Raw genomic sequence first — 11,086 nt, forward strand, 5'->3', positions numbered from 1 at the left:
ATGAACGCCACTTCCTCGACCCCCAATGTTTTGCTTAACCCGTTATTCGCGCAATTGGGTGAACAGCGGCGGGTATTGGTTGGGTTCAGTGGTGGTTTGGATTCCAGTGTGCTGCTGCATTTATTGGTGTGTCTGCGTGACCAACTTATTCCTGAGCTGAAGATTCGTGCCATTCATATTCACCACGGACTAAATCCTCGGGCTGATAGCTGGGTTAAGCATTGCCGGCAGCAATGTGAACAATGGAAAATCCCGTTAGAAGTGGTGCGGGTTAGTATCGATGCCCGCCACTCTGGTATTGAAGCTGCCGCCAGAACCGCCCGTTATCAGGCATTTACCTCACATTTAGCGGCTGATGAAGTGCTGCTTACCGCCCAGCATCTGGATGATCAGTGTGAAACTTTCTTATTAGCGCTTAAACGTGGCAGTGGCCCTGCGGGTTTATCCGCGATGGCGGCGAGAATGCCCTTTGCGCATAGCCAATTATTGCGGCCACTCCTGGCATTCTCGCGCGCGATACTCGAAAACTATGCCCGAACCCAACAGCTACAGTGGATTGAAGACGACAGTAATCAAGATGATCGCTTCGATCGCAATTTTCTACGATTAAGAGTTTTACCTTTGCTTAATCAGCGTTGGCCGCACTTTGCTCAAGCCACTGCGCGTAGTGCCAGTTTGTGTGCTGAGCAGGAACAATTGCTGGATGAGTTACTGGCTGATAATTTACAGCAATTACAAAACCCTGAAGGCGCGCTATCTATTGAAGGCTTATTACTTGCTTCGGAAGCTAAGCGTGCGGCATTACTGCGGCGTTGGTTGGCCGGATGTGGTGCTTCAATGCCGTCGCAGAGCCAACTGCAACGTTTGTGGTTGGAGGTCGCCATGGCCAGACCGGATGCTGAACCTCAACTGATTCTCGGAGCACATCAGGTTCGTCGTTTTCGGCAATATTTATATCTATTATCGCCGCTGGCTGAGATAAGCGTACCACATCTGACTTGGGCGACTGTTCTGGCGGCCCCTGACCAAACAGCGGCACTACCGGAACCCTTGGTTTTACCTGCCAATCTTGGCGTGTTGAGTTTTGTTGCTGATGGCGGGCAAGCTGTTAGAGCCGCGGCTATTGGTGAAGAAATAAGTATACGTTTTGGTTTGCAAGGAGAGATCAAAATTGTTGGGCGGCATCATTCGCGCCACATTAAGAAAATATGGCAGGAATTGGGGGTTCCTCCCTGGTTGCGAGAGCGCATTCCGTTGCTGTATTTTGGCGAACAGTTAATTGCGGCTGCGGGGGTCTTTGTCACGCAAGCGGGTCAAGCGAGTGAAGGAGAACAGTGCTGGCATCTGGATTGGAACACCGCAGTATTAAAAAATAAAAATAGCTAATGTGGTTTATTTTGAGGAGCAATGATGAAATTAGTCGTCAGTATAGTGGTGTTAGGTTTATGCAGCTTTTCAGCACTAGCCAAAAATGATATTGAGGCGGGCCGGGCGAAGTCGGCAACTTGTGTTGCTTGCCATGGTATGAATGGTAAAACCTCGGTGCCGATGTATCCCAGTCTGGCGGGGCAAAACTCTGTCTATCTTGAGCAATCTCTGGCTGCTTATAAAAAAGGCAATCGTACCGGGGGGCAGGCTGAAGTGATGCGCGCTTATGTTTCTCAGTTGTCTGATGAGGATTTTTCGGATCTGGCGGCATATTATGCCAGTTTAAAACCCTAAAGAGATTCGGATAACAATGAGCAATGCTTACCGCGATACTCGAAATCATGGGTATTCAGTAAGTTTGAAAGCTGGATACAAAACAGGCCGCTTTTCAGCGGCCTGTCAGTAAATGCACGGAAATTATGATGCACTGACTATTACAGTCCCGATTTCGGGGTGACTGAAGCTGGCTATATGGTCAAGACGTAGCTCACGTTCTTTCCCTTCCTGCTCAACAATCAAGTATTCGACTTTTTTTCTCAGCAGCAGATCGACAGCTTTACCTTCTACGATCTCGCCACCTCTCAACTTCAACGTCAGTATTAGGTGATGTTGGCAGGCGAGTTCCAGATTATCGTAGTCATCGCAATTGATGGGTTGATATTCATCGTTCATCAACATAATCGCTCACCAATAAGTTAGCAGCGGCATAGGCCGCTTGTTCCCTAACGGAGGACGGGAGTGCGTCGTTAGCCGCAACTTCGTCCAATGCTTTCAATACACAACGCAGTGCGTCTGGCACGTAGCCACGGTCACCGCTTCCAATTTCGGCATAAAAACGGCGTACTAATTCACAGTATTGCTGCACAATAATCCTCCCGGAAAAGTTTAACCCGGTAGATTCTCAGCGGAAAGTCACACTGTCAAACTACGAAGATAAACTCTGAACTTATAAGGACTATAGCACAGGAGTGATAGAGATATTAGAGTGGAAATGCAGGTTTCTTTTTATCATTGATGACACTAATAACTCTCTTTATGCAGGGTTGGCTGGCTGCTGATAGACCTAATCAAGTACACTGTCAGCCAGATAATTAAGAGGTCACTCATGGCACTAAAAGCAACCATCCATAAAGCCGCAGTTAACATCGCCGATATGGATCGTAATTTCTTTCAGGATGTTAACCTGACAATCGCTCAACACCCCTCAGAAACGGACCAGCGTATGATGCTGCGTTTATTGGCATGGATTTGCCATGCAGATGAACGTTTGCAGTTCACCAAAGGGTTGAGCGCCGATGACGAGCCAGAAATTTGGCGTCACAATGATCACAATGGCATCGAATTATGGGTTGAACTGGGGCTTCCTGAAGAGAAGCGACTACGTAAAGCTTGTAATCAGTCACAGCAAGTTGTGCTTTATGCCTACAGCGAACGAGCCGCCAAAGTATGGTGGCCACAGGTGCAAGAAAAGCTGTCCGGCCACCGTAATCTGCGAGTGCGTTTCCTTGATGATGAACAGATGGCGAAGCTGGCGGCATTATCGACTCGTAATATGTCATTACAGGCTACGCTGCAAGAGGGAACTATTTGGTTATCAGATGCTCAGAATAATCTGGAAATTAGTTTTGATGAATGGCAAGGCAACGGGCAATAAGTGTGTTGATTATATCTAATAATGTCAGTCTGCCCGACAGTGAGATTGAACTGACGGCAATTCGAGCTCAAGGTGCAGGAGGGCAGCATGTTAACAAAACCTCAACTGCTATCCATTTGCGCTTTGACATTAAGGCCTCAAGCCTGCCAGAGTACTATAAAGAAAGGTTATTAGCGCTCAATAGCCATTTGATGACCGCCGACGGGGTGATCATCATCAAAGCACAAGAGTATCGCAGCCAGGATATGAATCGCGAGGCGGCACAGCAGCGACTGGTGGCATTGATTCGTCAAGCTATGGTGGTGGAGAAAGCACGCCGGGCGACCAAACCGACTAAAGGCTCAAAAATCAGGCGAGTTGAAAGTAAAGTCCGCAAGGGAGCAACAAAGGCGCTGCGCGGCAAAATACATCAGGAGTGATGCTTATATCGGCCAGCTTTATAGATTGCTATCGATACGGCCTCATTGCTTATATATCGGACACAGTATGGGAGAATGACTGTGAGTAAATTAGCAATAACGCTGTTTTTGGCAGTAGGTGCGCTGTCATTATTGGGGTGTAATAATCGGCATCAGCCGGTTGAACAGGATTTACAACCCATGCAGCAAAGTTATCATGGTGTACTGCCTTGTGCAGATTGCAGTGGCTTGGATACCTCACTGTTTCTTGATAGCGATGGGACCTTTGTCCTGAAAGAAACTTATCGCGGCAGCAAAGATGGCGACCAATCCTTTGCTGAATATGGTACATGGGCACGTACTGCCGATAAATTAGTGTTAACCAATGGGCAGGGAGAAAAACGTTATTTCCAGCCAGTAGGTAAAAATTTGGTGATGCTTGATACGCAAGGCCTGCCGATTAAATCTAGTTTGAACTATAAACTGGTACCGAGCGAAGAACCTTTGCCTAAAACACCGATGCCATTAAGCGGGATGTATAAATACTTCGCTGATGCGGCAGTGTTTACCGATTGTGCCACGGGCAAAACTTTCCCAGTAGAAAATAATATTACCTTGGAAAAGGGGTATTTGAATGCCCGTAAAAATCCAGGTGAGCCAGTATTCCTGCGCCTTAACGGTCATTTTGATATCCGGCCGTCAATGGAAGAGGGGCGGTCAGATAAAATGCTGATCCCGGCAGATAATATTCAGTTTATTGCGAATAAAAACTGTGACAGTAAATAATTTCACTCTTACTTTTTGAAATTAAAGCAATAAAAAGCCGCTGGTAGTTATTCACTCTCCAGCGGCTGGGTAAGGAAAATGCCCAATGATCTATTGGGCATTTTGCCAACGCTAAATTAACGTTTGATTTGGCTCAGCAGGAAATCAATGATTTCATTGGTTTTAATCATTTTTTTCTCACCGACACGGCGATTTTTGTATTCCACTTCTTCGCTGTCGAGATTGCGGTCACCAATAACGATATTGTGTGGTACGCCAATTAATTCCATATCAGCAAACATCACGCCCGGACGCTCTTTACGGTCGTCGAGAATAACGTCAATCCCATGAGAACGCAGCGTGGCATACAGCTCTTCCGCCAGTTCTTTCACTCGGAAAGATTTATGCATGTTCATTGGCAAGATAGCCACCTGGAATGGGGCAATAGCATCTGGCCAAATAATGCCACGGTCATCATGATTCTGCTCGATTGCGGCAGCAACCACACGGGACACCCCGATACCGTAACAACCCATGGTCATCACTTGGTTGCGGCCATCTTCACCCTGAACCGTCGCTTTCATTGCTTCCGAGTATTTGGTGCCTAGCTGGAAGATATGACCAACTTCAATACCGCGTTTGATTTGCAGTGTGCCTTTACCGTCTGGGCTGATATCGCCTTCGACCACATTACGTAAGTCAGCAATGTGTGGCAGCGGTAAATCACGTTCCCAGTTAATGCCAAAGTAATGTTTGTCGTCGATATTGGCGCCCGCACCGAAGTCACTCATCACTGCCACACTGCGGTCAGCCACTACTGGCAATTGCAGATTAACTGGGCCTAATGAACCTGGGCCGGCACCGATAGCCGCGCGAATTTCTTCTTCGGTGGCAAAGGTCAACGGTTTGGCAACCTGAGGTAATTTCTCAGCTTTAATTTCATTTAATTCATGATCACCGCGCACCAGCAGAGCCACCAACTTATGGCCGCTCTCTTCATGAGCATGAACCAATAAAGTTTTCACTGTTTTCTCAATCGGCAGTTTGAATTGCTCGACTAATTCAGCGATGGTTTTGGCATTCGGAGTATCAATGATTCGCAATTCTTCTGTGGCGGCTGCGCGTGGCTCAGAAGGGGGCAGTGCCTCAGCAAACTCGATATTCGCGGCATAGTCAGAACCGGTTGAGAACACGATATCGTCTTCGCCACTCTCCGCCAGCACTTGGAATTCATGTGATGCACTGCCACCGATGGAGCCAGTGTCTGCCAGTACCGCCCGGAAATTCAGATCCATACGTTCGAAAATCTTACTATATGCGGCATACATCGCATCGTAAGTTTCTTGCAGGGATTCCTGAGTGGTATGGAAAGAGTAAGCATCTTTCATCAGGAATTCGCGTGCGCGCATCACACCAAAACGTGGGCGAACTTCGTCACGGAACTTGGTCTGGATTTGGAAGAAATTCAGCGGCAGCTGTTTGTAAGAGTTAATCTCACCGCGAATCAGGTCAGTAATCACTTCTTCATGCGTTGGGCCGAGCACAAAAGGGCGCTCGCCGCGATCAACAAAACGTAACAGCTCAGGGCCGTATTGTTCCCAACGGCCACTCTCTTGCCATAAATCAGCGGGTTGCACGACAGGCATAGAAACTTCGATAGCACCGGCGTTATTCATTTCTTCGCGCACGATGTTTTCGACTTTCTTCAACACCCGAACCCCGGTCGGCAGCCAGGTATAAAGACCTGAGGCCAGTTTACGGATCATCCCAGCGCGGAGCATCAGTTGGTGACTGATAACTTCAGCATCAGCAGGTGTCTCCTTCAGAGTGGAGAGCAAATATTGGCTAGTACGCATGATGTTTTGGTTCCATTAGCACTGCAATTAGAGGCAGCCAAAAAAGTAAAAAGTGGTTTAGTTTACCAGCGAGTGCGGGTTGTCAAAAGAGAGCAGGCTGAAATTTAGCGATGGTCGATAGATAACACTTCCGTTTGCTGCCCAATAACCCGCCAACGCACATTGAATTCCAGCAGTAGAACAGCATATTCCCGACTTTCGCTATCTTCTTTACGGTAGGCGGGGCGTGGGTCTTGTGCCAATACCTGAGTGATAAAACGCCGCAAATGTGGATAGCGTTGTTGCTGTTGTGCCAACTGTTGCTCAGCGGTGATGGAAAAGCAAACTTGCATATCGGCATCAGGGGCGGTTTGAGCAAAACCGGCGCGTGCCAATGGCTGGCTCTCGGCAAAAGGCAGATAGGGCTTGATATCAATTACCGGCGTGCCATCAACCAGATCCAAACTGCCCAGCTCCAAAATCACCTCTGTGCCCCGGTAATGTACTGCTTTCAGCTCAATCAGAGACATCCCAATCGGGTTGGGGCGAAATGTGGAGCGGGTGGCAAATACTCCCATTCGGGCATTACCTCCCAGACGCGGAGGGCGAACGGTTGGCCGCCAACCGCCATCCATGGTTTGATGGAAAACAAACATCACCCATAGATGACTGAAATCAGATAACCCGCGTACCGCTTCCGGCTGGTTATAGGGGGCCAGCAGTTGTAACTCTCCACCGCCATCTTCAATCAAACCGGGCTGCCGCGGTACTGCAAACTTCTCTTTATAGGGCGAGCGGATGACACCGATCTGATTAAAGGAAAATACACTCATTTTGATGAAACATTCAGTGCGGAGCCCTGACACACGGCTTGTTGATAACAGCCGGGGACACCACTGAGTATTTCACATTGATGCAGTAAGACCGCATTGGCTTTCATATAAGATGCTCGGGTTTGCATTCTTTTACGGGCAGTTGCGATACTCGGTGGCGAGTCTTGAACGGTGGATTGGCACGACTCACCGGACACTTCTCCTAAGTCGCGGAAAGGCTTGCCAACAAGCTCTTCAGCACTTTTATACAGTTTTACTGGTGCCGGACGAGGGGCAACCGTAGGGCTGGGTTTGGTAACCGGAGGGGGTTGCTTAACCGGGCTGTCTGTGGTGGATGGCTTTGATTGAAGCATGGAGCATCCAGTTAGCGAGAGGGCTAACAGACACAGAGGTAACGCACGCATAGAAATTCCTCAGCCTTTTTTATTTAAGAGGCGCTATTGAAGCAATCTATTATGCAAATAACAAGACGGGCCAGGGCCCGTCTTGCAATATATTTAGCAAATACTGAATAGAGTAAACCAAGTATTCAGTAAAATAGTCAATTGGCGATTACCAGCCTTTGACTGCGCCGCCATTGAAGGCTTTGTTTGCAGCGTCGTAAACTTCGTCAGACTGGTAAGCCTGGACGAATTTCTTCACGTTTTCCGCATCTTTATTATCTTCACGGGCCACGATCAGGTTCACGTAAGGTGACTCTTTATCTTCCACAAACAGGCCATCTTTCGCTGGTGTCAGGCCAATTTGGCTGGCATAAGTGGTATTGATAACCGCCAAGGCAATTTGTTGGTCATCCAAAGAACGTGGCAACTGAGGTGCTTCCAATTCAACCAATTTCAGGTTTTTAGGATTCTCAACCACATCCAGCACAGTTGGCAGCAGGCCAACACCCTCTTTCAGCTTAATCAGACCCACTTTTTGCAGCAGTAACAGAGAACGGCCGAGGTTAGTCGGGTCGTTCGGCAGCGCTACCTGAGAACCTGGTTGCAGTTCATCCAGAGATTTGATTTTTTTAGAATAACCAGCAATCGGGTAAACGAATGAGTTGCCAACAGCAACCAGTTTGTAACCGCGATCTTTAATTTGCTGATCCAGATAAGGTTTATGCTGGAAAGCATTCAGGTCAATGTCACCTTTGCTCAATGCTTCGTTTGGCAGCACATAGTCGTTGAATGTCACCAACTCAACATCCAGGCCATATTTGTCTTTTGCTACTTTTTGAGCCACTTCTGCAACTTGTTGCTCTGCACCCACAATAACGCCTACTTTAATGTGGTTTGGATCTTTCTCTGCCGGGCCGCAACCCACCAGTGCCAGAGTACCAATCAGTGCGCTGACTGCCGCGATAGATTTGAATTTTAAAGACATATCCCTTCCTCTATAGACATTCGTTAAGATGCGCCGCTGTGTGAGGCAGCCGCTGGTTAATCACTATTTATGGGTAACGGCTTTTACGATCCGATCGCCACTGAACTGAATCAGGTAAACCAGAATTACTAATAATACTAATACTGTATTCATTACAGTGGCGTTATAACCAATGTAACCATACTGATAGCCGATTTGACCTAGGCCACCGGCACCTACTGCTCCCCCCATCGCGGAATAGCCCACGAGGGTAATTAAGGTAATTGTGGCTGCATTCACTAAGCCGGGAAGGGCTTCTGGCAGCAACACTTTCTTAATGATTTGCATTGGTGTTGCGCCCATTGCACGTGCGGCCTCAACCAGACCAGATGGAATTTCCAACAGCGCATTTTCCACCATACGGGCGATAAAGGGAGCGGCACCTACAGTTAACGGTACAATTGCTGCCTGTAAACCAATAGAGGTACCGACAATCATCCGAGTGAATGGAATCATCCATACCAGTAAGATAATAAAAGGTATGGAGCGGAAGATATTCACCACGCCAGACAAGGTTCGATAAACCTTGTTATTCGCAATAATTTGCCCTGGGCGAGTGACATACAGTAGCACCCCAACCGGCAGCCCTAGAACAAAGCCAAAGAAACCAGACACGAAGGTCATCATTAGAGTTTCCCAGACGCCTCGGGCCATTAACCACATCATTGCCTCAGACATAACCCAGAACCTCTACTTTTACATGATGATCTTGTAAGAACTTAATGGCAGCGAGGCCATCTTGAGCGTCGCCATGCACCTCGGCCAGCATGACACCAAATTTAACGCCACCGGCATAATCCATTTGCGAGCTAAGAATGCCGATATCAATATTAAAGCGGCGCACTGCTTGTGAAATTAACGGCGCATCAACTGATTGGCCGGTAAATTCCAATTTCAGCAGGGGCACTCGGTCGGTGCTTGGCTCTTGAGTCATACGCTGGGCGTAATCTTCTGGAATATCCAAATGTAAGGTTGATTGAATGAATTGCTGAGCCAGCGGAGTTTTCGGGTGAGAGAACACTTCGCTAACGCTATCTTTTTCAATCAATTTACCTTCACTGATAACTGCCACCTGATCACAGATGCGTTTCACTACATCCATTTCATGGGTAATCAGCAGAATGGTTAGCCCTAAACGGCGATTGATATCTTTTAACAGTTCCAGAATTGAGCGAGTTGTTGCTGGATCTAGCGCGCTGGTGGCTTCATCACATAATAGAACCTTAGGATTACTGGCCAATGCGCGGGCGATAGCAACACGCTGTTTCTGCCCACCGGACAGGTTTGCCGGATAAGCATCTTGCTTATCGGACAGACCGACCAAATCCAACAGCTCAGTCACTCTCTTCTTTATATCTGCCCGCGAAGTATTGTCCAACTCTAGTGGCAGCGCGATATTGCCATATACCGTACGGGAAGATAGCAGGTTGAAATGCTGGAAAATCATACCTATTTGACGACGAGCTCGCGTCAATTGGCCTTCAGATAAGGTTGTCAGATCTTGCCCATCAACCAGAACTTGTCCGCTGGTAGGGCGCTCTAACATATTGGCGCACCGAATCAGGGTGCTTTTACCGGCGCCTGAGGCACCGATAACGCCATAAATCTGCCCAGCTGGGACGTGTAGACTCACGTCTGAAAGCGCGGTAATAGTGCGCGAACCCTGCTGGAACACTTTGCTGATGTGAGAAAGTTTAATCATATTATTCTTATTTTATCGTCGTTTCCGTGGCTAGATAAAAAGTAAACTTCAGTAGAACCAAAGTATGGATTGGATGTTAAGGCGTCTAGACGGCCAAGTCAACTGGCAACACCTATTCTCTTCCATTCTCAATCGACAATGAAACATGCGATACTAGCGGCCTTGACAGCCCTTAGGAGCAAATAAGTGACTCAGCCCGTCCCCGCAATATTTTTAGATCGTGATGGCACAATTAATGTCGATCACGGTTATGTCCACGAAATTGATAATTTTCAGTTTATCGACGGTGTCATTGATGCTTGCCGTGAATTGAAAGAAATGGGTTTTGCTTTGGTTCTGGTTACCAATCAATCGGGCATTGCGCGCGGTATCTTTACCGAAGAGCAATTCTTAAGCCTAACCGAATGGATGGATTGGTCCCTTGCCGACCGTGGTGTTGATTTGGATGGTATCTATTTCTGCCCGCATCATCCCGATGGCAGTGTAGCGGAGTTCCGTGAAACATGTGAATGCCGCAAGCCATTGCCGGGCATGTTACTGCAAGCGCAAAGTGAATTGAACATCGATATGGCTTCTTCTTATATGGTTGGCGATAAAATTGAAGATATGCAGGCAGCTGCTGCGGCGAATATCGGTACTAAAGTGTTAGTTCGTAGCGGCAAGCCGGTTACCGCTGAAGGTCAGGCTAGTGCTGATTGGGTGCTAAATAGCCTGGCAGATCTGCCAAAAGCGATAAAAACGCGTCACAAGTAGTCGTTACGTTCAAATAATAAGCAGTCAGAAAAAACTTTAATATAAACCCTTGCCATTCTGAAGCGGCTCCCTATAATGCGCATCCATCGACACGGCGCTGTGAGCAACTTCACAGAGTGGCCGGGAAGAACAGAGAAAATTAACTGATTAAGTGGTTGACTCTGTAGCGGGAAAGCGTATTATCTGCCTCCCGCGTTACCGTAAGATTCGCTGAAAGGCAAACGGGTAACGAACGCTCTTTAACAATTTATCAGACAATCTGTGTGGGCACTCGCAAGACGATATCGAAGCCTGTTTCGGCAGGCAGAAGC

General features: G+C 47.7%; 14 protein-coding genes. 6 read left to right on the forward strand and 8 right to left on the reverse strand.

Annotation, left to right across the window (positions count from 1 at the left end; translation table 11 throughout):
- Positions 1–1,386 carry a tRNA lysidine(34) synthetase TilS gene (gene tilS, locus FTA96_RS01890; protein WP_145573079.1) on the forward strand — a complete coding sequence of 462 codons (1,386 nt, stop codon included), beginning with the start codon at positions 1–3 and terminating at the stop codon, positions 1,384–1,386.
- A gap of 21 nt (positions 1,387–1,407) precedes the next feature.
- Positions 1,408–1,722: a c-type cytochrome gene (locus tag FTA96_RS01895; RefSeq protein ID WP_050109911.1), complete on the forward strand. Its 315-nt coding sequence runs from the start codon at positions 1,408–1,410 to the stop codon at positions 1,720–1,722.
- A 123-nt stretch (positions 1,723–1,845) separates the two neighbouring features.
- On the opposite strand, the gene rof is transcribed toward FTA96_RS01895, so the two are convergent.
- Both rof and FTA96_RS01905 read right to left on the reverse strand, forming a co-directional pair.
- A complete protein-coding gene (gene rof / locus FTA96_RS01900) occupies positions 1,846–2,106 on the reverse strand; it encodes a Rho-binding antiterminator (RefSeq protein WP_032910235.1) in 261 nt (86 codons plus the stop codon).
- Positions 2,090–2,293 carry a YaeP family protein gene (locus tag FTA96_RS01905; protein ID WP_004706681.1) on the reverse strand — a complete coding sequence of 68 codons (204 nt, stop codon included), beginning with the start codon at positions 2,291–2,293 and terminating at the stop codon, positions 2,090–2,092. Before FTA96_RS01905 ends, rof begins: the two co-directional genes overlap by 17 nt.
- A gap of 240 nt (positions 2,294–2,533) precedes the next feature.
- Here FTA96_RS01905 and FTA96_RS01910 point away from each other — a divergent pair, with 240 nt between their 5' ends.
- The 3 genes from FTA96_RS01910 to nlpE all read left to right on the forward strand — a co-directional run bounded on the left by FTA96_RS01910 (position 2,534) and on the right by nlpE (position 4,266).
- On the forward strand, positions 2,534–3,082 hold the full coding sequence (locus FTA96_RS01910) for a YaeQ family protein (protein WP_050109910.1): 549 nt from the start codon (positions 2,534–2,536) through the stop codon (positions 3,080–3,082).
- Between the two features lie 2 nt (positions 3,083–3,084).
- Positions 3,085–3,501, forward strand: a complete 417-nt coding sequence (gene arfB, locus FTA96_RS01915; protein ID WP_050146518.1) for an alternative ribosome rescue aminoacyl-tRNA hydrolase ArfB — start codon at positions 3,085–3,087, stop codon at positions 3,499–3,501.
- 81 nt (positions 3,502–3,582) lie between these two features.
- The gene (gene nlpE, locus FTA96_RS01920) at positions 3,583–4,266 is read left to right on the forward strand and encodes an envelope stress response activation lipoprotein NlpE (RefSeq protein WP_050109962.1); all 684 of its coding nucleotides are present in this window, start codon (positions 3,583–3,585) and stop codon (positions 4,264–4,266) included.
- A gap of 116 nt (positions 4,267–4,382) precedes the next feature.
- Here nlpE and proS read toward each other — a convergent pair whose 3' ends face one another.
- The 6 genes from proS to metN all read right to left on the reverse strand — a co-directional run bounded on the left by proS (position 4,383) and on the right by metN (position 10,022).
- The gene (proS, locus tag FTA96_RS01925; RefSeq protein WP_050109908.1) at positions 4,383–6,101 is read right to left on the reverse strand and encodes a proline--tRNA ligase; all 1,719 of its coding nucleotides are present in this window, start codon (positions 6,099–6,101) and stop codon (positions 4,383–4,385) included.
- 104 nt (positions 6,102–6,205) lie between these two features.
- Complete coding sequence (tsaA, locus tag FTA96_RS01930; RefSeq protein WP_145573081.1) at positions 6,206–6,913, reverse strand: tRNA (N6-threonylcarbamoyladenosine(37)-N6)-methyltransferase TrmO; 708 nt, start codon at positions 6,911–6,913, stop codon at positions 6,206–6,208.
- A complete protein-coding gene (rcsF, locus tag FTA96_RS01935) occupies positions 6,910–7,317 on the reverse strand; it encodes an Rcs stress response system protein RcsF (RefSeq protein ID WP_050124037.1) in 408 nt (135 codons plus the stop codon). The genes tsaA and rcsF overlap by 4 nt, the downstream gene beginning before the upstream one ends.
- A gap of 148 nt (positions 7,318–7,465) precedes the next feature.
- Positions 7,466–8,281, reverse strand: a complete 816-nt coding sequence (locus FTA96_RS01940) for a MetQ/NlpA family lipoprotein (protein WP_050109905.1) — start codon at positions 8,279–8,281, stop codon at positions 7,466–7,468.
- Between the two features lie 63 nt (positions 8,282–8,344).
- Entirely contained in the window at positions 8,345–8,998 is a 654-nt protein-coding gene (locus tag FTA96_RS01945; RefSeq protein WP_050098138.1) for a methionine ABC transporter permease MetI, read from the reverse strand.
- On the reverse strand, positions 8,991–10,022 hold the full coding sequence (gene metN / locus FTA96_RS01950; RefSeq protein WP_050109904.1) for a methionine ABC transporter ATP-binding protein MetN: 1,032 nt from the start codon (positions 10,020–10,022) through the stop codon (positions 8,991–8,993). The genes FTA96_RS01945 and metN overlap by 8 nt, the downstream gene beginning before the upstream one ends.
- A gap of 186 nt (positions 10,023–10,208) precedes the next feature.
- Here metN and gmhB point away from each other — a divergent pair, with 186 nt between their 5' ends.
- Entirely contained in the window at positions 10,209–10,775 is a 567-nt protein-coding gene (gmhB, locus tag FTA96_RS01955) for a D-glycero-beta-D-manno-heptose 1,7-bisphosphate 7-phosphatase (protein ID WP_145573085.1), read from the forward strand.
- Positions 10,776–11,086 lie beyond the last annotated feature (311 nt).

The organism is Yersinia alsatica (assembly GCF_902170305.1).
Classification (GTDB): Bacteria; Pseudomonadota; Gammaproteobacteria; order Enterobacterales; family Enterobacteriaceae; genus Yersinia; species Yersinia alsatica.

Bases quoted from the DNA above. Each gene is read 5' to 3' on its own strand.
- proS (WP_050109908.1), bottom strand. From the start codon at position 6,101: ATGCGTACTAGCCAATATTTGCTCTCCACTCTGAAGGAGACACCTGCT.
- rcsF (WP_050124037.1), bottom strand. From the start codon at position 7,317: ATGCGTGCGTTACCTCTGTGTCTGTTAGCCCTCTCGCTAACTGGATGC.
- tilS (WP_145573079.1), top strand. From the start codon at position 1: ATGAACGCCACTTCCTCGACCCCCAATGTTTTGCTTAACCCGTTATTC.
- FTA96_RS01940 (WP_050109905.1), bottom strand. From the start codon at position 8,281: ATGTCTTTAAAATTCAAATCTATCGCGGCAGTCAGCGCACTGATTGGT.
- metN (WP_050109904.1), bottom strand. From the start codon at position 10,022: ATGATTAAACTTTCTCACATCAGCAAAGTGTTCCAGCAGGGTTCGCGC.
- rof (WP_032910235.1), bottom strand. From the start codon at position 2,106: ATGTTGATGAACGATGAATATCAACCCATCAATTGCGATGACTACGAT.
- tsaA (WP_145573081.1), bottom strand. From the start codon at position 6,913: ATGAGTGTATTTTCCTTTAATCAGATCGGTGTCATCCGCTCGCCCTAT.
- FTA96_RS01910 (WP_050109910.1), top strand. From the start codon at position 2,534: ATGGCACTAAAAGCAACCATCCATAAAGCCGCAGTTAACATCGCCGAT.
- FTA96_RS01895 (WP_050109911.1), top strand. From the start codon at position 1,408: ATGATGAAATTAGTCGTCAGTATAGTGGTGTTAGGTTTATGCAGCTTT.
- FTA96_RS01945 (WP_050098138.1), bottom strand. From the start codon at position 8,998: ATGTCTGAGGCAATGATGTGGTTAATGGCCCGAGGCGTCTGGGAAACT.